Origin of the sequence: Paenarthrobacter sp. FR1 (genome assembly GCF_051106045.1) — a bacterium.
Lineage (GTDB): Bacteria > Actinomycetota > Actinomycetes > Actinomycetales > Micrococcaceae > Arthrobacter > Arthrobacter nitroguajacolicus_A.
Genome location: NZ_JBPFSF010000002.1, coordinates 166,984 through 188,690, shown reverse-complemented (window position 1 = coordinate 188,690; position 21,707 = coordinate 166,984). Strand labels below are relative to the sequence as shown.

Here is a 21,707-nt window from a genome sequence, read left to right as displayed (position 1 = left end):
GTGAGCACCGGCGCCGCCGATCAGCAAGCACTTGCCCGCGTTCCCGCGTCGGACCTCGTCCAGCACCTCATCCGTGAAATGACCCTCGAGGAGAAGCTCGCGCAGTTGGTGGGCGTCTGGGTCAACGCTTCCACGGACGGCGACTCCGTTGCTCCCCTGCAAAGCCAGATGGCTGGAGACACGCGCTCCTGGGACGACATCATCGCCGACGGACTGGGCCAGATCACCCGCATGTATGGCACCGTTCCCGTGGAACCGGCCGAGGGCGCACGACGCTTGGCCGCCGCGCAGGAGCAAATCATGGCTGCCTCCCGCTTCGGCATTCCCGCACAGGTCCACGAAGAATGCCTGGCCGGGCTGGCCGCCTGGAAGGCGACGGCGTTTCCCGTGCCGCTGGCGTGGGGTGCCACGTTCAACCCCCAACTGGTGCAGGAGATGGCCGCCAGGATTGGCACCAGCATGCGGTCCCTCGGCGTGCATCAAGGCTTGGCTCCCGTGCTGGACGTTGTCCGCGACCTCCGCTGGGGACGCGTGGAGGAAACCATCGGTGAGGACCCCTACTTGGTGGGAACCGTAGCCACCGCTTACGTCCAGGGCCTGGAGTCCACGGGAATCGTCGCTACGCTCAAGCACTTCGTCGGCTACTCCGCCTCCCAGGCCGGCCGCAACCACGCACCCGTCTCCATGGGCCCCCGCGAACTCGCCGACGTCATGCTGCCGCCGTTTGAAATGGCGCTCCGCCACGGCGGCGCCCGTTCGGTGATGCACGCTTATACCGACGTCGACGGCGTACCGGCCGCCGCGAACCGCGCACTGCTGACCGGGCTGCTTCGTGAGGACTGGGGCTTCGCCGGGACGGTAGTGGCGGACTACTTCGGCGTCGCGTTCCTGGACGTCACCCACGGCGTTGCCGCGGACTCCGGTGACGCTGCCGTGCTGGCCCTGAGTGCCGGCGTCGACGTTGAACTGCCTACCGTGAACTGCTTTGGTGAGCCGCTGCTGCGTCGCATCCACGAAGGCGGGCTGGACGAGTCCGTTGTTGACGAGGCGTTGCGGCGGGTCTTGACGCAGAAGGCCCAAGTGGGACTGTTGTCCGCTGATTTCTCCGCTGTTCCGCCGGCATTGTCCGGCCCGATTGACTTGGATCCGTGGGACAACCGGGCGCTGGCTCGTGAACTGGCGGCGCAGTCATTGGTTTTGCTGAGCAACCGGACTTTTGACGGAACTCCCTCCCTGCCGTTGCCCGCGTCCGGCTCCCTTGCTGTTGTCGGGCCCCTGGCAGACGACCCGTTCGCGATGCTGGGTTGCTACTCCTTCGATGCCCACGTGGGAGCGTCGCACCCTGACGTCCCCATGGGGATTTCTGTTCCTTCGGTGGCGGCGGTTGCTGCTCAGCGGTTCGGCTCCGTGGCCACGTCCGTCACGGGCAATTGTGAGTCAGCCACGGAGGAACAGATTGCTGAGGCCTGCCAGGTGGCTTCCGCTGTGGAGACGTGCGTGGTGGTGGTGGGCGACAATGCTGGACTGTTCGGTCGGGGCACCTCGGGCGAAGGGAACGACGCCGCCGACCTCCGCCTTCCGGGCGACCAGCACCGGATGCTGGACCGTGTGTTGAAGGCCTGCGCCGACTCCGGGACCCGTGCCGTGGTGGTGGTACTCAGCGGCCGGCCCTACGCGCTGGGCGACTTCGTGGACCGTGCCGACGCGATCGTTCAGGGATTCTTCCCGGGCGAAGAGGGCGGCGAGGCGCTCTGGGACGTACTGACCGGCGTCGTCAATCCTTCCGGGAAGCTGCCCGTCTCGGTGCCGCGAACGTCCGGTGGCCAGCCAGGCACGTACCTGCATTCGAAGCTCGCCGGGCCCAGCGGAGTCAGCGCATTGGACCCCTCGCCACTGTTCGGGTTCGGGCACGGCCTGTCCTACACGACGTTCGACCTGTCGGATCACCAATGCAGCACTCCCACGATGTCGACGTCGGACTCGGTCACCGTCACTTGTACGGTCACGAACACCGGATCCCGCAGCGGAGCCGAGATCGTCCAGTTGTACTTGGAAGATCCGGTGGGCGAAGTGGTTCGTCCGGTCCGCGAGCTGATCGGCTACGCACGCGTCGAGCTGGAAGCCGGCGCGTCCGCTGTCGTCGATTTTGTGGTTCACACCGACCGCACGTCCTTCACTGGGCTGGACCTTCAGCGCGTGGTGACGCCCGGGCTGGTGAAGCTGCACGTCTGCACATCCAGTGCTTCCGATGCTGCTTCCCACGAGGTCATCCTGCACGGGCCTCGGCGTGTTGTGGGGTTCGAGCGGGAAATGCTGACCCCGGTGGAGGTGCGCGGCTTGGGCTAACCACCGGCCTGTGCCGCCACCACCCACTTTGGCTTCCACAAGGCCCGAAGTCAGCCTATTTTGGTTGCTAAGTGGCCCGGCAGGGTTCAAAGAAGGTAGTGAAGGCACAGCTCAGCGGCAGGTAGGCTTCGGAGATGCTTCCCCACACTACGAACCGGCTGCGCTTCCGCGAGATGACGCTCCCCGACCTCGGAGCGCTGAGCGCTTTGCTCGGAGATCCTGAGGTGATGACGTTTTACCCGGCGCCGAAAACCCGGGATGAAGCAACCGCCTGGATCGAGTGGAACCAGGCGAACTATGGCCGCCACGGATACGGGTTGTGGCTCGTGGAGACGCACGACGGCGAATTCGTGGGCGACTGCGGGCTAACGTGGCAAAACGTCAATGGCCGGTTGGAGCTGGAGGTCGGTTATCACGTGCGCGTGGAGCTTCAGGGCCGCGGATATGCCACGGAAGCGGCTTTGGCCTGCCTGGAGTACGCCCGGGATGTAGTGGGGGCGGGTCGCCTGGTGGCCATCATTCACCCGGACAACATGGCTTCGCGACGGGTAGCTGAACGGATCGGAATGCGGCACCTCGAAGACGACGTGGCGGGGACGATGGTGCGGACCGTGATGGGCGTCAAGCTCCGCTAGCCACCCAAAGCGGGATGCGAAGGTACGGACCTTTGTACGCGGCTGCGCATCAAGCGAACTTCACGTCCGTGTCCGGGTCCTTGCGGGTGTCCAACATGCTGATGATCTTGCTCTCCAGCGCGGCAACCGTGGCCTCCGGCAGGACGATCAAACCATCGAGTTCCTTGCGGGCCCGTTTATATGCCGTCTGACGTTCGGCCGGGGTGGCGGCGGTATCCTCTGCGATGCGCAGCAGCTTCCTGGCTGTTGCCAGCCGTTGCCGCTCAGGGCCGGAGAAGTTGCCGTCCTTGATGCGCCTGGCCTCCCGCTCGGCAACATCGAAAGCGAGTTCGTAGCTGTGCACGGCGGCCCGGTACTCAGCCAGGCGGGCCGGCGTCGAAATGTCTTCCGCCGCTTCGGGACGCAGGCCATCGGCTTCTTTCTTGGCACGCAGGAAGGCAACCGTGAGGGGCTCACGGACGTCGGTCATGAGCGGGAAATCAATGAGGTTGCCTACGTCCAGCTCGTAATCCAGCCACCGGTGATTCACTGAGTCGTGCGCAGCCATCAGCGAGACCACCTCCGCCTGGTTGGCTTCCTCGTGCACCGCCAATTGGTTCCGCAATTTCAGCAGCTCAACCTTGCGGCGGTGGCGTTCCTCGCTGGCCTTGGACCACGACCTGGCCCAACCGCCGGCCATACCGCCGATGGGGAAGATGAGCCACCAGTAACTGCCAAGGAAGTCGAAGAGGGAATCCACTGATCCATCCTCCCACTTGAGCCCCACTGTCGGGAGTCCTTAGCCCGCCACCTCTAGTCTCAGCATGAAAGATTCTTACTCTCGGGTAATCTGAGCATAAGCATTCGAGGCTGCTCGGTAAGCTCCTTCTGACCATGATCACCGTTTGGAAGGACACACCTTGCCCACTTCGACTGACCACAATGACGTGGCATCTGCCAACACGCCTGCCAACCGGCCCCTCACCGTTGTGGTTGCCGGCTCAACAAGCGCTGCCGGCCAGGCCGTGGTGGCGTCGCTTGCGGCACTGGGCGCTCACGTTGCTGCAGTGGACCTCGACGCCGAACGCCTCCAAGCGCTGGCCGGGAACCACCACCACGTGGTGCCTTACACCTGCAACCTGGCGGACGCGGCAGCGGTGCAGGATCTGGCTGAGTCGGTGCGCGCCGAGCTTGGAAGCGTGGACGGGCTGATCCACCTTGTGGGTGGTTGGCGCGGCGGCGAAGGCATCGTTGGACAGAAAGACGAGGACTGGGAGGTGCTTCACACCAGCATCATGACGACCCTCCGGAACACGTCCCGCGCGTTCTACACCGATCTGGAATCCTCTCCCCGGGGACGCTTGGCCATCGTCTCGGCTACTGCCGCAGCCAACCCCACGGCCTCCGGCGCCAGCTACTCAGCCATTAAGGCCGCCTCCGAAGCTTGGGTCCTCGGCGTCGCTGATGGCTTCCACCAGGTCCAGTCAGGCCACAAAACGGAACCCAAGGAGCAGACCTCCGCCGCCGTGGTCTTCGTCGTTAAGGCCCTCCTGGACGACGCCATGCGGGAAGCTGCACCGCACCGCAAGTTCCCCGGCTACACCCACGTCAGCGAACTGGGTGATCACGTTTCGGCGCTGTTCGATGCCCCGGCTACCCACCTTAACGGTGCGCGTCAGCACCTGAGCTGAGCGCCGCCGTCGTACCTTGTCGCTAGCATGTCCGGTATGGACCAGCGACTGCATTTCATCACGTTCGCCACGGCGGATCTCGGCCACGCCCGTTCCTTCTACAAGGACGGGCTGGGCTGGGATCCGCTGATGGACGTGCCCGGCGAGATCATCTTCTTCCACGTCGCGCCGGGCCTGGTGCTTGGGTTGTTCGACGCCGAAAAGTTCGATCAGGACCTCAACAGCGTTACGCCCACGGCCGGCGTCAGCGGGGTGACACTCTCGCACAACGTGGCAAGCGCCGCGGAAGTGTCCAGCACCATCGATCAGCTGGTGGCGGCGGGTGCCACTGTGGTGAAGCCCGCCCAGGCCGGCGCCTTCGGCGGTATCTTCCACGGTCATGTCAAGGACCCGAACGGCATCGTCTGGGAAATTGCGCACAACCCCGGTTGGAAGATCAACGACGACGGGACCGTGGCTTTCGGATGAGCGGCTTCCCTCCGACCTTCGCCGACGACGTCATCAACCAGGATGCACATGCACAATTCGACACTTTTCTGGACGAGCACCGGAGGGCTCTGAACGCCAGCCTGGACGGGCTCACCGAAGAACAGGCACGACGACGGCTGGTCGCCTCGCGTACGACGCTCCTGGGCTTGGTGAAGCACGCCATCTTCGTTGAGAAGGTCTGGTTCGACGAAGCCATCACCCAAAGGTCCCGTGCGGAGATTGGCATCCCAGCCACGCCCGACGATTCATTCATCCTCAACGACGATGACACTGTTGCCAGCATCCAGGCGGCTCATGTGGAGGCGTGCGAGGCCTCGCGCCGGGCTGCCGCGCATTTGGGACTCGACGACCTCGTGCTGGGCAACCGCCGCGGCCCACTCCCCCTGCGATGGGTCTACCTCCATATGTTGCGTGAACTGGCGCAGCACTGCGGACATGCGGACATCCTGCGGGAACAAGTGACAACGACAGATTCCTAGCTTTGGCATACCAAACAGAAGCGTTCCAGCCTCACGTCTATAAATACTTGCCTGAAGGCTTTGTGATAGGGCATTCTGGAATACCAAATAGCTGAACGCTCGTCCCCAACGGCGCCAGCCGTTCGTTCCCCAGGAGTACAAAGATGTGCCTTCACGACCACGCCTCAACCCCCAAACCACAAGGTGAACTGCCTCGTCGCGGCATCCTCGCCGGAGCCGCCGCACTGGCAGGAATCTCCGTAGCCGGAATCGCTGCCCAACTGGCCTCAGCGCCGTCGGCCCTTGCGGACAGCCCGCAGTCAGGACCGAACTATCACGGCAGGCCGCTGCCCACCCAGGCAGTGATCATCGAGGGTGGAACCGTGGTGGATCCGAAGACTGGCGGCGCTGTGTCCGACGCCGTGGTGGTTCTCGATGGCGGCAAAGTCACCGCGGTCGGAAGCCGGGACGAGACCCGAAAAGCCGTGGCCGCGGTCGCCAAACGTGCCCGGGTGCTGAACGCTTCGGGGAGATGGGTGCTTCCAGGACTCGTCGATGCACACGTCCACGCCAATGCGCTGGCCGACGCCCGCGCGCTCCTGCAAGGCGGTGCCACCAGCGTCCGCAGCGGTTCGAGTACCTTCTATCAGGACATCGCCCTGGCCGCCCTGCCGTCGTGGGCGCCCGGCCTCTCACCGAGGATGACTCCAGCAGGCCTGTTCATTTCGCCGGATCAGGGCGACTCCCTCCTGGCCGATCCGGATCTGGCACCTTTGGCGACACTGAGCGGTGGCGTCAAGGAGCCCCAGGACCTGGCGTACCTCACCCGAGTGAACCTGAAGCGGGGTGCCCAGGTCATCAAGACCCGCGCCAACCCACGCGCAGGCCTTCCCGAGCAGGACCCCCGCGAGCTGGTGTACAACGTGGATCAGATCGGCGCCATCGTCAAGGCAGCCAAGGGCGCCGGCGTCCTCTGCCATGCCTATAGCGCAGAGGGCATTGACGGCGCCGTCCGTGCCGGTGTGCGGAGCATCGAGCACGGCGTTTTCATGACGGAGAAGACCATCCACGATATGGCCCGGCGGGGTACATTCTTCACGCCCACCATGGATGCGATCACCAGCATGGCCAATTCCACCAATCCCATCCTGGCCGCCCGCGGCAAGGAATACACACCGATCCTGCAGGCCGCTGTTCGGGCAGCCAAGGATGCCGGTGTCACGATCGTGGCCGGAACCGATTCGTTCGGAACGGATGTGACACCGATCGGTACAGAAGCCCGGTTGCTCGCAGAAGCGGGGCTGACACCCCTGGAAGCACTGCAGGCCGCCACCACCAACGCCGCCCGCCTGCTTGGACGCGGCGACAACGTGGGACGCTTGGTCCGCGGCTCAATGGCCGACGTCGTGGTGGTTGACACCGATCCCCTGACCGATGGTTCAGCGCTGGAGAAGGTCAGCACTGTCATCGCACAGGGAGCTGTTGTGCGGACGAATCTCTAGCCGGCCGCTGCAGGCCCAGCGGGCACCGTGAACTTGCCCTCAACAAACGCCAGCAAGGGCCGGGAATTCAGACAGAACAGGTACACCACCAGCCCGCCGGCAAAGAGGATTAACCACGCTGTGGTCATCAGCAAGCCGAAGGCAGTGACAAACAGGATTCCGGCGTTGCCCAGGGACACCCGCCTCTGGGCCCCCAGGGCGTAAACGGACAAGCGGTAGATGTCACGTGTCCTGAAGGTGAAACGGGACAGGAGGAGCATCGCGTTCAGGGCTGCGGTGCAGACCATGAGCGCGAGCCCCACCAGTCCTGTTCGTGCTGCGGTCAGGAGACCGGCGTCCAAGGATCCAGGCAGGACAGCCATGTTGAAGCCGATGATGGCCAGCAACAGCAGGTAGGGCAACCCCACCACCACTGCTTGGCCGAAGTTGCTCCGATACGATTTCACAAAGTCGTGGAACACCCCACTGTCCTCGCCTGACAGGAGCCGATTGAAGGCGTAGCAGGAAGCCACAACGGAGGGTCCGAGCAGCACAAAACCCAGCAGCGCCACAGGACCGATCACGCCAACCAACACTGGCACCAGAACCACCACCACGTTGGTAAGTACCAGCAATGCATCGCCGATCATGACGCCGTAGACAATTCCGGCTGCTTTGAATAATGGTCCGGACCCGTATTCCGGCTTCCTGCCTGCCATCAGTACTACTTCTTGTCCGCGTACGCCTTGTAGGCCTTGTTGGCCAGCTCAACGTATTTTGTCCGGCCCTTGCTGTCGAGTTCCTTCACGTAGGCGTCGAACTCGCTGAGGCTGCGCTGTCCGGTGATGAACTTCAGGGTGTTCTGCTTGACGTGGTCCTTGAGCGGGGTGAGCGCCAACGTGGCTTGTTCGCGATCGACGTCGTTGAACGGCACCGGCGGGGCGACCGGGCGCGGCTTCTTGGACTTCATGGCCTTTTGGAACGCCAGCTCTTCCTCGTTGAATGTGGAGTGGAGCAGTTCCGTGGCGCCGCCGTAGGCGAAGTTGCCGCCGGAGAAGCCGTAGTCCACTCGCAGGTCCTTGGTACCGGCCGGGTTGAGTCCTTGGAAGTTGATGTCGGCAGCGAGTTTGCGCTTGCCGCCGTCCTTGGTGAACGTGGTGCCTTCCACGCCCCACTTGGAGAATTCCTGCCCGGCATCGCTGTAGAACAACCAGTCGATGTACTGGATCAGTGCCACGAAACTGTCCTTGTCCTTCACGGACGAGTTCAGCATGATGCCGTTCTCCAGCCGGGTGCCGCCGATGACATCGCCGGCAGGCCCTCCGGGGACGGTAATCTTGCCGATCTCGAAATTGCCCTTGCCCAGGGACTGTTCCATGGAGGTGCGGTACGTGATGACGTTCTGCGAGTTGGCACTGATGACGAACGACTTGCCTGATACGAACTTCTGGATGGCGGAATCGTCAGTCTGGGTGAAGCTTTCGGGGTCCATCAACCCCTCGGACACCAGCGAGTTGAAGTACGTCACCAAGTCCTTGAACTTGCCCGACCCTGCAGCGAAGCCGAACTCCTTCTTGTCCTCATCGAACTGGAGTCCATCCACCAGGCCCCAGCCGGCCACAGTCCCGAAAGCCGCACCGGCGATGTTCAAGACGCTATCGCCCTTGAAGCGGTCGGAGTAGGGAACCACGTCCGGGTAGGCCTTCTTCAGCGCGCGCAGCACGTCGCGGAACTCCTCCCACGTTGCGGGCTCGGACAAACCTTCCTTCTTCAGCACATCCTTCCGGATACAGAGCGAGTAGTCGGGCCACAGCTCCTCATGCAAACCGGGAAGGACGTAGTACTTGCCGTCTTCCTGGGTCAACGCTTCAATTTCAGGCTCGAGCTTCCACTTCTTCACTTTCTCCTGGAAGTGCGGCATCAGGTCCACGTAGTCACTGACCGGCAACACGGCACCGGCGGACACAAACGCCGACTCCTGGCCCGGGTAGGTCTTCGCGATGATCTCCGGGGCGCTGCCGGAGCTGATGAGCAGGCTGCGCTTCTGCTCATAATCGCTGTTGGGAACGATGGTGGGTTCCAGGGTGACGTTGTTGTCGCTGGCCATCTTGGTGAACAGCAGCCAGTCCTTCTTGTACGGATACGTGGGCTGGTCGGAGAACAAGAAGGTGAACGTCAGCGGCACCGTCGCCTTGAACGTGTCTCCTACCTTGAAGCTTTCCATCGCACCGTTGCGGGACTTGGACGTATCCACCTTCTCGGAGGTGTCGGAGTCGCAGCTGGTCATCATCAGTCCGATAGTGACAACGGAGGCGAGTCCCAGGAAGTCCCGACGGCGGAACTCTCGTGTGTGAATCATGGGGTTTCCTTTCATAAGGCTTATTCCTTGACGGAGCCGAGCATGACGCCCGAGAAGAAGTACTTCTGGACGAAGGGATAGACACAAAGGATGGGGATGACGGTCAGGACGATGGTGACCGACTGGATGTTGGCGGCGATCTGACCGACGTTTTCCGCTGTGCCGCCGGCTGAGCCCGCTGTGGTGACTCCGGCGATCATGTTGCGCAGGTAGATGGTGACCGGAAAGAGATCCGGGTTATCGAGGTAGAGGAAGGCCTGGAACCAGGAGTTCCAGTTGGCCACGGCGTAGAACAACACCATGGTGGCCATGATTGCTTTGCTGAGCGGCAGCACCACCCGGAAGAGGATTCCGTACTGCGTGAGCCCGTCGATCGATGCTGCTTCCTCCAGTTCGCGGGGCATGTTCTCGAAGAACGATTTCATGATGAGCAGGTTGAACACGCTGATGGCATTCGGCAGCACCACGGCCCAGATGGAGTCCCTCATGCCCAAGGAGCTGATGAGCACGTAGTTGGGGATCAGCCCGCCGTTGAAGAACATGGTGAACACGGCGAGGCCAATGAACAGGCTGCGTCCCTTGAGGTCCTTCTTGGCGATCGCGTAGGCGAAGGATGTGGTGAGGACCATGGAAATGCCCGTTGCCACCACCGTGTACAGGACGGTGTTTCCGTAGTTGTTCCAGAAGGTGGAGTCGGCCAGGATCAACTTGTACGTCTCGGTGTTGAAGCCCATCGGGAACAGGTTCACCTGCCCGGCGTTGATGAACCCTTCGCTGGAGAAGGACTGGGCAATGATGTTCAGGAACGGATACACCGTCAGGAACACCACCAGCAGCAGGAACACCAGGTTGAAGACCCGGAAGATCCGCATGCCGCGCGAAACCTGCATGTCCTTCAGGAGGACGCCTTGGGCTGCAGAACCCTTGTTGGCAGTAGCTGTCTTGTTCACCACAGGCTCGTTCCTGCGAGGCGCTTGGAAACCGCGTTCGCTGAGAGGATCAGCGTGAGGCCAATGACGGATTCGAACATTCCGATGGCGGCCGCGTAGCTGAAGTTGCTGGATTCCAGGCCTACCCGGTACAGGTAGGTGGAGATGACGTCTGAGGTCGCGAAGTTGAGCGGGTTGTAGATGAGGAGGATCTTCTCGAAGCCCACCGCCATGAACGTGCCGATATTCAGGATCAGCAACGTGATGATGGTGGGGCGGATGGCTGGAAGCGTGACGTGCCAGGTCTGCTGCCAGCGGTTGGCACCATCGATCCGGGCCGCCTCATAGAGGGACTCGTCCACCCGCGTCAGCGCGGCGAGGTAGAGGATGGCTCCCCAGCCCATGGTCTGCCAAACCTCCGAGCTGATGTACATGGGCCGGAACCATCCCGGGTCCTGCGTGAAGTTCACGGTGGTGCCGAACAGTGACTCCGCGATCTGGTTTACGGTGCCCGTCATGGAGAAGTTCTGCAGGATCATGCCGGCGATGATCACCACGGACATGAAGTGCGGCAGGTAGGCCACGGTCTGTACGAATTTCTTGAACTTCTGCGACCTCAATTCGTTGAGCATCAGCGCGAAGATGATGGGCATCGGGAAGCAGAAAACCAACGTCAGGACACCCAGGATGATGGTGTTCTGGAATGCCTGCCAGAAGCTGGGATCGTTGATGAAGAGGGTGATGTATTTGAGGCCAACCCACTTCTCGCCGAAAATACTGCCGCCGGGCTGGAATTGGCGGAATGCAATGACGTTACCGGCCATGGGCAGGTACCTGAAGATCAAAAGGTACAGCAGTGGCAGCGCTAACAGCGTGTACAAACGCCAGTCGCGTTTGATCGCCAGCTTCCAGCTCCCGGGCTTGTCGCGACGTTTTTTCGTTGTGCTTGCCTCGGTGCCCGGAACCACCTTGGGTGGAACATCCAGTCGTAGTGCCATGGTCCCCGCCTATCCTGCTGTTTCGTCGAGGATCAGGACGCCGTTCGCAGGGAGCTCGACCGCCCCCTGAACCGTGCGTCCACTGATCCGGTCCGTGCCGCCGTCGAGGACGTCCACGCTGGACGGCGCGTCGTTGTGGTTGAGCACCATGAGGAAGCTCTTGTTGGTGCCGTCGGCACTGCAGCCAGTACGACGGCGGACCTGGACTCCCGTGGGTGCGTTCAGTTCCGGCTCCACACCGGCGCTCCGGAGTTCGTCGTGGAGGAGCTGCGCCAGCAGGCCGTCCTCGACGCGCGCCGACAGGTACAGTGCCATGCCTTGACCGAATGAATTGCGTGTGACGGCCGGCGCGCCCGCCAACCGACCGGACGAGTAGCTGGCCAGGACTTCCGCCGTTTCGGCGTGCAGATGCTCGGTCCAGTAGCTCGCGGAGGAGGTGCCGCCGTCGAGCGTTGACAGTTTCACCTGCTCGCCATCCCCGGCGAGCGGGTGCATTTCCTCGCTCCAGGCGCCCAGCACTTTCCGCAGCGCACCCGGGTAACCGCCCAAGCGGATGGTGTTGTCCTGGTCCACGATCCCGGACAGGTACGAGACCACCAGCCGACCACCGTAGGTCACGTAGCTTTCGAATCGCTCGGCGGCCTGGTCCGTGAGGAGGTACGACGCCGGCATGATCACCAGGCTGTACGCGGACAAGTCGCTGTTGGCATTGACGAAATCGACGGTGATGTTGGCGTCGAAAAGCGGGCGATAGAGGCGCAGGACTTCTTGGGCGTAGTTCAGGTCCGAGCGCGGCGAGTTGCCCAACTCCAGCGCCCACCAGCAGTCCCAGTCGAAAACGATGGCCACTTTGGCTGTGGACCGGGTGCCCGTCACGTCGCCCAGCGTCTTGAGCTCCTGCCCCAGCTCGCAAACTTCGCGGAAGATGCGGGTGTTGGGTCCGGCGTGGTTCACCATGGCCGAGTGGTAGCGCTCAGTCCCGCCCTTGGCCTGACGCCATTGGAAGAAGAGGATCGAGTCCGCGCCCTGCGCAATGGCTTGATAGGAACCCAGGCGCATCTTGCCGGGAAGCTTGGACACGTTCACGGACCACTGGCTGACGGCACCGGTGGCCTGTTCCATCACCATCCACGGCTGGCCTTGGCGGAGGGAACGCATGAGGTCGAAGTTCAAGGCAGCAGCGATATGCGCGTCCTCTTCACGCGGGTCCGGGTAGATATCCAGGGCGGCGGCGTCTTCTTCGGCTGCCCAGGCCCAGTAGTCGTTGGTCTTGTAGAAGCGCATGAAGTTGGTGACGATCGGCAGGTCCGGGCTGTGGCGCCGGAGGATATCCCGCTCGGCCTTATAGTGCTCCAGCATGCTGTCTGAGGTGAAGCGATGAAAATCCAGCCGACGCGACGGGTTGGACCATGTGCGGGGCTGGGCGGGGACTCGGACTTGGCTCCAGTCCGAGTAGAGCTGGCCCCAGACTGTAGTGCTCCAGGCTTCGTTCAGTTCATCCAAAGTGGAGTACTTCCGCTGCAACCATTCCCGGAAGGCCTTCTCCGCCCACGGTCCATAGGACGTGGGTCCGTACTCGTTGCCCACGTGCCACATGCGGAGTGCGGGATGGCTGGCGTAGCGCTCCCCCATTTTCTCGGCGAGGACCAGCGACTTGGCGCGGTACACAGGATGGGAGACATCGAAGTGTTGGCGGGATCCGAATCCGAAGATACTTCCGTCCGGGCGTTCGGGCATGATGTCCGGGTGCTGTTCCACCAGCCAAGCCGGAGGGACAGCATCAGGCGTTGCCAGGTCCACCCCGATGCCGTGCTGGTGCATCAGGTCCATGACCTCGTCCAGCCAGCCAAAGTCGAAAACGCCGTTGCTGGTTTCCAAGCGGCTCCATGAGAAGACCGCCAAGGTCACCAGGTTCACTCCCGCCTGCTGCATGAGCTTGGCGTCCTCTAGCCATACTTCGCGCGGCCATTGCTCGGGGTTGTAATCCCCGCCGTACGCAATGCCGCCTATTCGTTGATGCAATTGCTGCAGCCGCGCCTCGGCAGTCCGCAAATCCTCAGGGTGGATGGTCATCGTTGTCCTTCACTCGGCCGTCGTCGCCCTGCACCGCAGTGCGACTCACATCACAGAGAGAAACTATCGTAAAGTTTACGCAATAACAACAGGTCGGTATCGGAAACTTCAGAGCAACCAGAGGTCAGCCAATCCGCGCAATTGCTCGCATGACTGGGAGTTTCCGAGCCCGGAATCACTGTACTGACGGGCGAGGGAGCCAGATGGTGATGTTAACTTTCCGGATTGCCTTGGAAACTATCGGACGATGTTTCTCCAGGTCGCCCCGATAACGCGGGAAGCGTGCGAGAACACCGGCTAGGAACGGCGAGGTCGCAGTGTTCCGGCGGTCTCGCAGCGCTCCGGCAGATTCGCTGCAATCCGTTGACACGTGACCAAACAGTCACCTATCCTGAGCCCATGGACGCCGTGTTCAAGGCCTTGGCAGACCCCACCCGCAGAGAGCTGCTTGATGAGCTGTTCCGTGAGGATGGCCAGTCCGCCACCGCCCTCGGAGCAAGGTTTGAGATGACCCGTTTTGGCATCGCCAAGCACCTCAAGCTGCTGGAAGATGCAGGATTGGTGGTCACCCGCCGTCGGGGGCGCGAAAAGCTGCACTTCCTGAACCCGGTTCCCATCCGCCTCATCCACGATCGCTGGGTGAGTAAATACGCAGAACCATGGGCCGCTGCGCTCAGCGACCTCAAATCCAGATTGGAAAGTCCCATGGAAAAGATCTTCGAGATTTACATCAAGACCACGCCGGAACTGCTCTGGGAAGCCATCACGGACAGCGACATCCGCAGTAAGTACCAGTTCGGGAACACGTTCACTTCGGACTGGACCCCGGGCAGCCGCTTCGAGATGCACAACGTCAAAGCCGATGCACCGCTGGGCGAGGGCGAGAACATCGAAGTCGATCCCCCGCGCCGGCTGGTTCAAACCATGCGGGCGCTCTGGGGCGAGGACGTGAAGGCCGAGGGAACATCGCGGATCACGTGGGAGATCGAGCCAGTCGGCGATTCCTGCCACCTCACCGTCACGCACGACCAGCTCCGCGAGGGCGCCAACGACCAGCTTTACGGCGGCTGGCCCATGATCCTCTCCGGCCTCAAGACCTGGCTCGAGACCGGCGAGAAACTCACCACGCCGGGCTCGCTCATGTATGCCTAGAGGCCTTAAACGAGGACGACGACGGCGGGCCGCTGCCGCCGTCGTCGTCCAGGCCTTGGTTTCCCGCCAGTCAGGCGACGGGCGCCGCTGCCTGTTCCTCAGTGAGCCAAGCCGCCTGCAGGGTGCCGAGCAGGTGAGGGGCGAAGTCTTCCCCGATACCCAGCACCACGCGGCAACGCGCACCGCGCTGCTCCGGGAAGCCGGCGTACTGCCCGCGGAGATCGCAGACGGTCTGGCCGCGACCGGGGCCGTGGGTAGTGTCCACCTGGACGCGAACGGTCGGAGCCAGGGTGAGCTCCACCCCCCTGACCGCGATGGCGGCCGCGAGGGGATCATGCATCGCCGAGCAAGCACGTCCGAAAATGTCGATATAGAAGCCGAAGTAGTAGCCCAGCATCTCGCCGAGGGCCTGCGAGACCGGGTGCTCGGTGGCGAGCAGTTCCTGGCGGTGGTGTTCCTCCAGGACGTTGGTCATGGTGACGTCCAGGGGTACCAACGTCACGTTCCAGTCGGCGGCCAGGACCTCGGCTGCCGCTTCGGGGTCGTTGGCGATGTTGGCTTCAGCCACAGGAGAGATGTTTCCCGGCGCCAGCGCGGCACCACCCATGATGGTGACTTCGGCGATGAGTTGCGGCAGCTGGGGTTCCAGGCGCAAGGCTTCGGCGATGTTGGTCAGCGGGCCGATGGCCACCAGGCGCAGCTCCCCCGCGTACTGGTGGGCCAACTGGACCAGGAGTTCGGCTGCCGTTTGCTTGACCGGCTCGCGGTCTGACGGAACCAGGTCCACTCCACCGATGCCGTTGTCACCATGGACATGCGGCGCGCCGCCGTGGAAGGTGCCCACCTGCGGATCGTGCGCCCCGATCGCCACGGGTATGTCCGGGTGGCCGGCCAGGTTCAGCAGGTCCAGGGTGTTCCGGGCGCCTCCGGCTGCGCTGACGTTGCCACTGACCGTGCCGATGCCCACCAGGTCCGCCCGCGGGGAGGCCAGGAGGTAGGCGAGGGCAAGGGCGTCGTCGATGCCGGTATCGCAGTCAAGGAAGAAGGGGGCGGCGGTGCGCTGGTTCATGGTCTCTCGTTTCAGGTGTAGCGGACTGCTGGTTCTGTGGTGGGGTGAAGCTGGGGCAGGTGGCGAGTCAGGGCCGCGTGCCGGCGTCGTGCGTTAGATCTTTTCGCCCTTCGGGGCGGCAATGAACAGGCTGACGATGAACGCGAGGGCAGTGATGGACACCGAAATCCAGAGGGCAGCAGAGTACCCGGCCGCGGTGCCTTGGCCTGCGAACGGCGCAACAACCACGACGCCGAGGCTCGCCCCGATGCCGAAGGAGGCACCGTTGATGCCCGGCAGTGCCGCAGGTGCTTCCTTGGGCGAAAGCAGGACGGACAGGCCGTTGATGGCGGTGAGGAAGAAGCCGTTGTAGAAGATACCCAAGGCGGCGATCGCGATGAGGACCGCGATCTGGTTGTGGGCGAACAGTGCGGCGACGATCGCGCAGGCGAGGCTGGTTGCGGTGCCTACGCGGACGGTCTTGATCCAGCCGCGGCGGTCGGCGATCCAGCCGGCAAGTGGAGCGGCGAACACGCCGATCAATGCGGCAGGGGTGAGGAACAGCAAGGCTGCCAGTGATGCGGTCAATCCGAAGCCGTTTTCCTTGTCCTGGCTGAGCAATACCACGGTGAAGTTGATGATGGCGAAGATGCCCGCAAGTGTCAGCACGGTGGTGGCGATGACGGGCCACACCTGGCGTGAACGGAGGTGGTGGACTGCAACCAACGGGGTTTCGCGCTTTTTCTCGATGAGCCAGAAGGCCGTGAAGGACGCAATGCTGCCGGCGAGCAGGCCAAGCGCGGCAGGAGAGGTCCAGCCGGCAGAGGAACCCGTGGACACGAAGTAGGTGATGAACACCAGGAACACGGACAGGGAACCCGCTCCCCACCAATCCATCCGGCCCGGAGCCACGGTGGACCTACCGCCCGGAACAACCTTGATGACACAGACGACGGCGATCGCGGCCAGGACGAGCACTGCAACGAAGATCGATTGGAAGCCAAGCGTCTCGGCCATGAGCCCGCCGAAGTAGCCGTCCACGCCGCCGACGCCGCCGTTGATGGCGGCGATGATGCCGATGGACGTGCCGAAGAGGCGGGCGGGAAGGTACTCGTTGAGGACGATGTAGGAGAGCGCGAAGATGGCGCTTGAGACACCCTGCATGAAGCGTCCTGTGACCAGCAACGGGAGGGTCGGGGCGAAGATGCACAGCACCGTACCGGCACCCATGATGGCCAGCACCAGCAGGAGCGCATTGCGCCGGCCGATGAAGTCACTCCAGCGGCCGATCACGGGACCGGCGATGGCACCGGCGAGGAAGAACATCGACTGCACTTGGGCCACGGCTTCCGGCGTCTCACCGAAGAAGGAACCGATGTGCGGCAGGGCTGGAGTGATCATGCTGGCGTTGAGCTGGAAGGCCAGCACGGCCAGGACCAACGTGGTGATCAGCAGGGCGGCGGCCTTGCCGTGGAAGCGGCCTTCGTCCGTGTTTGCCGTTGCTGCAGGGGCCTGAGGTGAGGCTGGGGACTGCGGGTCTGCAGTCTGCTGGCCTGTGGCGGTGGGGATGTTCACATCAAACTCCTTTGTCCGAGGGCGCGGGGCGGCGCCACGAGATGTGAGTTGTTATACAAGCATGTATTACGAGCTTGTGCAACCTGTCACAGTCTTCCGGTACAGTGTCGGTAACCCATCTCAAGTGAGGCACCCTTGACCGACAACGCCGTCCAATTCCTGTCCAGACCCATCGCCACCCAACCGGGTCAGCCTTTGCGCGTCGCGGCCTACTCCCGCATCGCCGAAGCGATCCGGACCAAGATCCTGCCGCCTGGTTCGCTGCTCCCCACGGAGACCGAGCTGGGCACCATGATGGACGTCAGCCGTACCGTGATCCGGGAGGCCCTGATGTTGCTCGAAGAAGACGGCCTCACCCGGGCACGCCGTGGAGTTGGACGTTTCGTGGCAGATTCACTGCCCCGCATTGGCATCGAACACATCCGTCCGTTCGATCAACTTCTTGGCGGGCCGGACCAGGACATCCAGGTCAAGCGGGTAGCCGCCATCAAGCAACCGGCATCGGAGTTCGTGGCCCCGGGCATCGGGGTGGAACCCGATGAGGATGTGTGGTTCTGGGAGAGCGTGCTCATCCGGAACGGGGAGCCCGTGGCCCACCTTCAGGAGAACGTCTCACAGGGAATTCCTGAAGCCGAAGCACTGGCCGAGGCAGCTGAGGCCCCCACGCTCCCGGCTTCCACTCTCTTGGAAGTCCTCAGCGGGCTTCCCGGCGCAAACCTAGGACCCGGCGAGTGCGAGATCAGCCTCAGCACTGCCGGACCCAGCCGTGCGAAGTTACTTGGACTCCGTCCCTCCGATCCCGTGCTGGTCCTGACGCAATACGTGCGCCGGAATGGCTCCCCGTTCTACCTCGCCAAGTGCCTCGTGGCTGCCAAAGCCGGCCACCTCTCCGTTATCCAGTCCTCCTGACATTCAGCTGATTTCTTCCAAAAAGGACCTTCCATGAGCACTCCCGTTCAGCCTTCTGCGCCTACTTTGTCCTCCACGCTCACGGTTGTGGGCAGCATTAACCTCGACATCACCGCGACCGCCAGCCGGCTCCCCTCCCCGGGTGAAACCGTGGGCGGTGCCGTCCTCCGACAGCAGCCCGGCGGCAAGGGCGCCAACCAGGCTGTTGCCGCCGCCCGGCTAGCGAGCAATTCCCGCATGGTGGGGGCCGTGGGCCAGGACGAAGCCGGACGGACACTGCTCAGCGCCATGGCCGGTGCCGGCGTCGATGTTCAGGACATTGCCCAAGTGGAAGGCGCAACGGGAACCGCGCTGGTGCTGGTGGACGGCCAAGGCGAGAATCAAATTGTCGTCTGCCCGGGCGCCAACGGTTCGGTGGCCTTGGACGGCATCACCTTCCGTGACGATGAGGCCCTGCTTTGCCAGCTCGAAGTGGACCAGGACGTGGTGCTGGAAGCTGCCCGCCGCGCACCGGGATTCTTTGCGCTCAACGCCGCCCCGGCCGCGCCGATCATTCCTGAACTCCTGGAACGCTGCGACCTGGTGATCGTGAATGAGACCGAGTATGAGCTGATTCCGGCCCTCAAGAACGCTCCGTTGGTGGCCGTCACCTATGGTGGCGATGGCTCGGCACTCTTCGTCGATGGCGAACGCGTGGCCGAAGCCCCGGCCGTGCCCGTCACTGATATTGCCAACACCATTGGAGCCGGGGATGCCTTCTGCGCAGCCTTGGTGCTGGCACTTGGTTCCGGCCTTGAGCACAGCCATGCCCTTGCGGTAGCCAATGCGGTTGGCGCGGATGCTGTGCGCGATGCGTCTTCCCAGCCCGCTTTGCAGCCGTTGGAACACTACATCGAAGCCACGCGATTGCTTGACGCAGCGAGTTCCGCCGCCACCAGATAGTCCGCCCATCGCCTCAAAGCCGTCTCCACGGGCGGATGGTGCAGTCCGTGTTGCTCCGCCAAGGAGAGTGCGGGGATGGTGGGATACCGGTCCTCCGAGAGGAAGGACAGCGTCTCCGGATCCGCGCCGGTGAGTTTGGGTGGCAGTCTCTTCAGCAGACCGCTGGGGATTTTCAGCCACGGCACCCGAACATTCAAGTGCTTCCCGAGCATCCTCAGCAACTCCGGCAACGGCGGCGTGGCGTCATCGAGCACCCAGTACGAGGCGTTTTCCGCCTCGGACGTGACGGGGGCCAGCGCCATGAATGCGGCCAGGTAGTCCGCCGTCACCACCGGGACGAACGTGCGGTTGTTCCCGGGCAGCGCGGGCAGTTTTCCATGGAAGAGGTCCAGGACGCTGCTGGCGAGACCCAGCACCTGGCTGGACTCGCCGTTGACGGAATCTCCTATCACGGTGGCCGGATTGACCATGGTGAAGGGAACGCCCAAGGAAAGCGCGACCGCCTGCACGACGGCGTCGGACTCCACCTTGGATCCCTCATAGGCGCCCAGGCGTTTGTACTCGCTGGCACGGCGCTCTACAGCCCACGGAACCTCGGCCGGATCCTGACCGCCCACCCGATAGCCGGACAGATGCACCAACCTGGTCAGCGCCGGCAACTTCGCGGCGAAACGAACCACGCGTTCGGCGCTGGCCACGTTGGCAGAATGGGCATCCGCGGCAGTCATCCCAAAGGCGAATGCGCCAGCGACGTTGTGGACCTCAGTCACGGACCGAAAGGCGCCCGACGCCGGATCGAGGCCTAGGTCGCCCACGCTGAAGTCCACCAGCAGCGGCGTTGCGGTTCCGTTGGCGTCGTGGCGAGACAACCAGTCAGCCAACCGGCGGAAAGAACGTTCGGTGCGCACCGCAGCTGTGACGGCCACACCCTGCCGCAAGAGTTCGCGGACCAGCCATTGCCCGATGTGGCCAGTGGCCCCGAACACCAGAGCGTGGCGGGAGCTCATGCGCCCACCTCGCCGGGAACTGCTTTCATCAGCATTTTGAGCGTCCCGGCAGCAGCGTCCAGGGGTTGGGTGGATTTGTGGGCGCGGGACAGAATGAGCGAACCCTCCACCAGGCAGATCATCGACGTCGCCAAAGGTTGCGCCTGCTCTTTGTTGAGCCCGAAGGTGGAAAGGTAACTGGACACAGCGCCGACCCAGGCGTCATACACCTTGCTGCACGCTTCCCTGAGCGGCTCGTTCTCAGAACCTGCGTCCAAGGCAACGGAGGAGACCGGACAACCGGCCTGATAGTCACTGGTTTCCAAGATGCCCTTGAGTTCGGCGACCAAGGCGTCTACCACGGTATTGGGCGAGGAGGCCGCCGTGGCAGCCGTGCCGATCAGCTCACCGAATTGATCTCCGGCCAGCCCTACAGCGGCAATCCCGAGTTCGGTCTTACCCTCAGGGAAATGAAAGTACAGGGAGCCTTTCGGGGCACCGGATCGCGCCAGCACCGTGTTGAGTCCTGTGCCGTGATAGCCGTGCAGCTGAATGAGGGCGAGCATGGAGTCGACCAAGCGCTGCCGCGTTGCGAGTCCTTTGGGGTATGAAGAGGGCATAGCTAAATAATAGACCAGTCTATATATTTACGGCAACGTCCGAACCAAGGCGGCAAGTGCTACGATTGCTACGGAGGTAGATCATGACCACTATTCCGCACCGCGAACTGCGCAACCAGAGCAGTAAGATCCTCGAACGCGTCAAGAATGGCGAGGTCATCGACGTCACGAACAACGGCGAGGTGACGGCCACCCTCATTCCACCTTCGGCTTCGCCCTTCGAGCGATTGCTCCAAGCAGGGAGCGTCCGCCCAGCCAGTGAGTCGCCCGTGGATTTCCGCCTCCTGCAGCGCGTCAGCAGCGACATGACCACAACCGAGATCCTGTCCGATCTACGTGGAGATCGGTGATCGTCTACGCGGACACGTCCGCGATCCTGAAGCTTGTTGTGGAAGAGCACGAATCCGACGCCCTGGCCACCCATCTCCAAGAAGTCAGGGTCGCGGGAGGCCACTTGGTGGCTTCGATGCTCCTGTACACCGAGCTTCACTGCGCAGCACGCCGCCGCAGCCTGCCCTTCGATCAGGTCAACGATGTTCTTTCCGGCCTCAACCTTGTAGACGTCACCCGCTCGGACTTGATGTATGCCTCAGCGCTGCCCAGGCAACTTCGGAGCGCAGACGCAATTCATCTGGCGACCGCCATCAGACTACAAGTGGACGCCGTGGTGGCATACGACCAGGAACTGCTGCTGGCAGCCAAGGAATCCGGACTCATGACTGCGTCGCCCGGACCCAGCGGCACCTAATCGACGATTTGGAAGTCGTCGAACTCCCCTGTTCCGTCTGAGACCTCGAATTCCACCTTCTCAACGCGGCCAGGTGCCCGCGTTGAGTGCAGCCACTTCACAAGGCTGTCAACGTCGGCCGCTGAACCCTCGGCGATCAATTGCACGGACCCGTCGTGGTTGTTGCGGACGGTCCCCCTCAGCACCAGTTCCTCGGCTCTTCGGGCAGTCCAGTAGCGGAAACCCACGCCCTGGACAACGCCGGTGATGCGGGCTGTGAGGCGAAGGGCTTCGTTAGTCATGAATCACC

22 protein-coding genes are annotated in these 21,707 nt (G+C 63.0%); 11 read left to right on the top strand and 11 right to left on the bottom strand.

Translation table 11 applies throughout. The annotated features are described in order from the left end of the window. Nucleotides 1–2,346: a glycoside hydrolase family 3 N-terminal domain-containing protein gene (locus tag ACR30Z_RS05545; protein WP_434371486.1), complete on the top strand. Its 2,346-nt coding sequence runs from the start codon at nucleotides 1–3 to the stop codon at nucleotides 2,344–2,346. 134 nt (nucleotides 2,347–2,480) lie between these two features. After that, complete coding sequence (locus ACR30Z_RS05540) at nucleotides 2,481–2,981, top strand: GNAT family N-acetyltransferase (RefSeq protein ID WP_434371485.1); 501 nt, start codon at nucleotides 2,481–2,483, stop codon at nucleotides 2,979–2,981. A gap of 49 nt (nucleotides 2,982–3,030) precedes the next feature. Here the strand turns inward: ACR30Z_RS05540 and ACR30Z_RS05535 are convergent, their stop codons facing one another. Continuing rightward, nucleotides 3,031–3,720: a hypothetical protein gene (locus ACR30Z_RS05535; RefSeq protein ID WP_144647867.1), complete on the bottom strand. Its 690-nt coding sequence runs from the start codon at nucleotides 3,718–3,720 to the stop codon at nucleotides 3,031–3,033. A 160-nt stretch (nucleotides 3,721–3,880) separates the two neighbouring features. Here ACR30Z_RS05535 and ACR30Z_RS05530 point away from each other — a divergent pair, with 160 nt between their 5' ends. From ACR30Z_RS05530 to ACR30Z_RS05515, 4 genes are all read left to right on the top strand, one after another. Continuing rightward, a complete protein-coding gene (locus ACR30Z_RS05530) occupies nucleotides 3,881–4,651 on the top strand; it encodes an SDR family oxidoreductase (RefSeq protein ID WP_434371484.1) in 771 nt (256 codons plus the stop codon). A gap of 36 nt (nucleotides 4,652–4,687) precedes the next feature. Further along, complete coding sequence (locus ACR30Z_RS05525) at nucleotides 4,688–5,119, top strand: VOC family protein (RefSeq protein WP_144647871.1); 432 nt, start codon at nucleotides 4,688–4,690, stop codon at nucleotides 5,117–5,119. Next, nucleotides 5,116–5,619 carry a DinB family protein gene (locus ACR30Z_RS05520; protein ID WP_434371483.1) on the top strand — a complete coding sequence of 168 codons (504 nt, stop codon included), beginning with the start codon at nucleotides 5,116–5,118 and terminating at the stop codon, nucleotides 5,617–5,619. The genes ACR30Z_RS05525 and ACR30Z_RS05520 overlap by 4 nt, the downstream gene beginning before the upstream one ends. A 143-nt stretch (nucleotides 5,620–5,762) precedes the next feature. Further along, nucleotides 5,763–7,100, top strand: a complete 1,338-nt coding sequence (locus tag ACR30Z_RS05515; protein ID WP_434371482.1) for an amidohydrolase family protein — start codon at nucleotides 5,763–5,765, stop codon at nucleotides 7,098–7,100. Here ACR30Z_RS05515 and ACR30Z_RS05510 read toward each other — a convergent pair. The 5 genes from ACR30Z_RS05510 to ACR30Z_RS05490 are packed head-to-tail and all read right to left on the bottom strand — an operon-like array spanning nucleotide 7,097 to nucleotide 13,438. Then, nucleotides 7,097–7,798 (bottom strand): YesL family protein, encoded by a 702-nt coding sequence (locus ACR30Z_RS05510; RefSeq protein WP_434371481.1) that lies wholly within the window; start codon nucleotides 7,796–7,798, stop codon nucleotides 7,097–7,099. The two genes, ACR30Z_RS05515 and ACR30Z_RS05510, sit on opposite strands and share 4 nt — an antisense overlap. A 5-nt stretch (nucleotides 7,799–7,803) precedes the next feature. Continuing rightward, nucleotides 7,804–9,453 (bottom strand): ABC transporter substrate-binding protein, encoded by a 1,650-nt coding sequence (locus ACR30Z_RS05505; RefSeq protein ID WP_434371480.1) that lies wholly within the window; start codon nucleotides 9,451–9,453, stop codon nucleotides 7,804–7,806. A 5-nt stretch (nucleotides 9,454–9,458) separates the two neighbouring features. Continuing rightward, nucleotides 9,459–10,391: a carbohydrate ABC transporter permease gene (locus ACR30Z_RS05500; protein ID WP_244296419.1), complete on the bottom strand. Its 933-nt coding sequence runs from the start codon at nucleotides 10,389–10,391 to the stop codon at nucleotides 9,459–9,461. After that, the gene (locus tag ACR30Z_RS05495) at nucleotides 10,385–11,365 is read right to left on the bottom strand and encodes an ABC transporter permease (RefSeq protein ID WP_144647881.1); all 981 of its coding nucleotides are present in this window, start codon (nucleotides 11,363–11,365) and stop codon (nucleotides 10,385–10,387) included. The genes ACR30Z_RS05500 and ACR30Z_RS05495 overlap by 7 nt, the downstream gene beginning before the upstream one ends. Before the next feature lie 9 nt (nucleotides 11,366–11,374). Further along, nucleotides 11,375–13,438 carry a beta-galactosidase gene (locus ACR30Z_RS05490; protein ID WP_434371479.1) on the bottom strand — a complete coding sequence of 688 codons (2,064 nt, stop codon included), beginning with the start codon at nucleotides 13,436–13,438 and terminating at the stop codon, nucleotides 11,375–11,377. A 399-nt stretch (nucleotides 13,439–13,837) separates the two neighbouring features. Between ACR30Z_RS05490 and ACR30Z_RS05485 the strand changes: the two genes are divergently transcribed. Continuing rightward, nucleotides 13,838–14,590: an ArsR/SmtB family transcription factor gene (locus ACR30Z_RS05485; RefSeq protein WP_144647885.1), complete on the top strand. Its 753-nt coding sequence runs from the start codon at nucleotides 13,838–13,840 to the stop codon at nucleotides 14,588–14,590. A 70-nt stretch (nucleotides 14,591–14,660) separates the two neighbouring features. On the opposite strand, the gene ACR30Z_RS05480 is transcribed toward ACR30Z_RS05485, so the two are convergent. Both ACR30Z_RS05480 and ACR30Z_RS05475 read right to left on the bottom strand, forming a co-directional pair. Then, the gene (locus ACR30Z_RS05480) at nucleotides 14,661–15,659 is read right to left on the bottom strand and encodes a nucleoside hydrolase (RefSeq protein WP_144647887.1); all 999 of its coding nucleotides are present in this window, start codon (nucleotides 15,657–15,659) and stop codon (nucleotides 14,661–14,663) included. 93 nt (nucleotides 15,660–15,752) lie between these two features. After that, a complete protein-coding gene (locus ACR30Z_RS05475; protein ID WP_434371478.1) occupies nucleotides 15,753–17,213 on the bottom strand; it encodes an MFS transporter in 1,461 nt (486 codons plus the stop codon). A 135-nt stretch (nucleotides 17,214–17,348) separates the two neighbouring features. Here ACR30Z_RS05475 and ACR30Z_RS05470 point away from each other — a divergent pair, with 135 nt between their 5' ends. Beyond that, a complete protein-coding gene (locus tag ACR30Z_RS05470) occupies nucleotides 17,349–18,122 on the top strand; it encodes a GntR family transcriptional regulator (protein WP_434371477.1) in 774 nt (257 codons plus the stop codon). 33 nt (nucleotides 18,123–18,155) lie between these two features. After that, complete coding sequence (locus ACR30Z_RS05465; protein WP_434371476.1) at nucleotides 18,156–19,064, top strand: ribokinase; 909 nt, start codon at nucleotides 18,156–18,158, stop codon at nucleotides 19,062–19,064. On the opposite strand, the gene ACR30Z_RS05460 is transcribed toward ACR30Z_RS05465, so the two are convergent. Together ACR30Z_RS05460 and ACR30Z_RS05455 are read right to left on the bottom strand one after the other, a co-directional pair. Next, on the bottom strand, nucleotides 19,010–20,071 hold the full coding sequence (locus tag ACR30Z_RS05460; RefSeq protein ID WP_434371475.1) for an SDR family oxidoreductase: 1,062 nt from the start codon (nucleotides 20,069–20,071) through the stop codon (nucleotides 19,010–19,012). The two genes, ACR30Z_RS05465 and ACR30Z_RS05460, sit on opposite strands and share 55 nt — an antisense overlap. Further along, on the bottom strand, nucleotides 20,068–20,670 hold the full coding sequence (locus ACR30Z_RS05455) for a TetR/AcrR family transcriptional regulator (protein ID WP_434371474.1): 603 nt from the start codon (nucleotides 20,668–20,670) through the stop codon (nucleotides 20,068–20,070). Before ACR30Z_RS05455 ends, ACR30Z_RS05460 begins: the two co-directional genes overlap by 4 nt. Before the next feature lie 83 nt (nucleotides 20,671–20,753). On the opposite strand from ACR30Z_RS05455, the gene ACR30Z_RS05450 reads away from it, so the two are divergent. Together ACR30Z_RS05450 and ACR30Z_RS05445 are read left to right on the top strand one after the other, a co-directional pair. Then, nucleotides 20,754–21,020 carry a type II toxin-antitoxin system Phd/YefM family antitoxin gene (locus tag ACR30Z_RS05450; protein ID WP_434371473.1) on the top strand — a complete coding sequence of 89 codons (267 nt, stop codon included), beginning with the start codon at nucleotides 20,754–20,756 and terminating at the stop codon, nucleotides 21,018–21,020. Next, complete coding sequence (locus tag ACR30Z_RS05445; protein WP_434371472.1) at nucleotides 21,017–21,418, top strand: type II toxin-antitoxin system VapC family toxin; 402 nt, start codon at nucleotides 21,017–21,019, stop codon at nucleotides 21,416–21,418. Before ACR30Z_RS05450 ends, ACR30Z_RS05445 begins: the two co-directional genes overlap by 4 nt. Here the strand turns inward: ACR30Z_RS05445 and ACR30Z_RS05440 are convergent. Further along, a complete protein-coding gene (locus tag ACR30Z_RS05440; RefSeq protein ID WP_144647903.1) occupies nucleotides 21,415–21,699 on the bottom strand; it encodes an acylphosphatase in 285 nt (94 codons plus the stop codon). The genes ACR30Z_RS05445 and ACR30Z_RS05440 overlap by 4 nt on opposite strands. Nucleotides 21,700–21,707: the final 8 nt, after the last annotated feature.

Coding starts and splice junctions, on each gene's coding strand:
- ACR30Z_RS05520 (WP_434371483.1), top strand. CDS start 5,116: ATGAGCGGCTTCCCTCCGACCTTCGCCGACGACGTCATCAACCAGGAT.
- ACR30Z_RS05440 (WP_144647903.1), bottom strand. CDS start 21,699: ATGACTAACGAAGCCCTTCGCCTCACAGCCCGCATCACCGGCGTTGTC.
- ACR30Z_RS05525 (WP_144647871.1), top strand. CDS start 4,688: ATGGACCAGCGACTGCATTTCATCACGTTCGCCACGGCGGATCTCGGC.
- ACR30Z_RS05505 (WP_434371480.1), bottom strand. CDS start 9,453: ATGAAAGGAAACCCCATGATTCACACACGAGAGTTCCGCCGTCGGGAC.
- ACR30Z_RS05490 (WP_434371479.1), bottom strand. CDS start 13,438: ATGACCATCCACCCTGAGGATTTGCGGACTGCCGAGGCGCGGCTGCAG.
- ACR30Z_RS05510 (WP_434371481.1), bottom strand. CDS start 7,798: ATGGCAGGCAGGAAGCCGGAATACGGGTCCGGACCATTATTCAAAGCA.
- ACR30Z_RS05495 (WP_144647881.1), bottom strand. CDS start 11,365: ATGGCACTACGACTGGATGTTCCACCCAAGGTGGTTCCGGGCACCGAG.
- ACR30Z_RS05515 (WP_434371482.1), top strand. CDS start 5,763: ATGTGCCTTCACGACCACGCCTCAACCCCCAAACCACAAGGTGAACTG.
- ACR30Z_RS05460 (WP_434371475.1), bottom strand. CDS start 20,071: ATGAGCTCCCGCCACGCTCTGGTGTTCGGGGCCACTGGCCACATCGGG.
- ACR30Z_RS05455 (WP_434371474.1), bottom strand. CDS start 20,670: ATGCCCTCTTCATACCCCAAAGGACTCGCAACGCGGCAGCGCTTGGTC.
- ACR30Z_RS05480 (WP_144647887.1), bottom strand. CDS start 15,659: ATGAACCAGCGCACCGCCGCCCCCTTCTTCCTTGACTGCGATACCGGC.
- ACR30Z_RS05465 (WP_434371476.1), top strand. CDS start 18,156: ATGAGCACTCCCGTTCAGCCTTCTGCGCCTACTTTGTCCTCCACGCTC.
- ACR30Z_RS05450 (WP_434371473.1), top strand. CDS start 20,754: ATGACCACTATTCCGCACCGCGAACTGCGCAACCAGAGCAGTAAGATC.
- ACR30Z_RS05540 (WP_434371485.1), top strand. CDS start 2,481: ATGCTTCCCCACACTACGAACCGGCTGCGCTTCCGCGAGATGACGCTC.
- ACR30Z_RS05485 (WP_144647885.1), top strand. CDS start 13,838: ATGGACGCCGTGTTCAAGGCCTTGGCAGACCCCACCCGCAGAGAGCTG.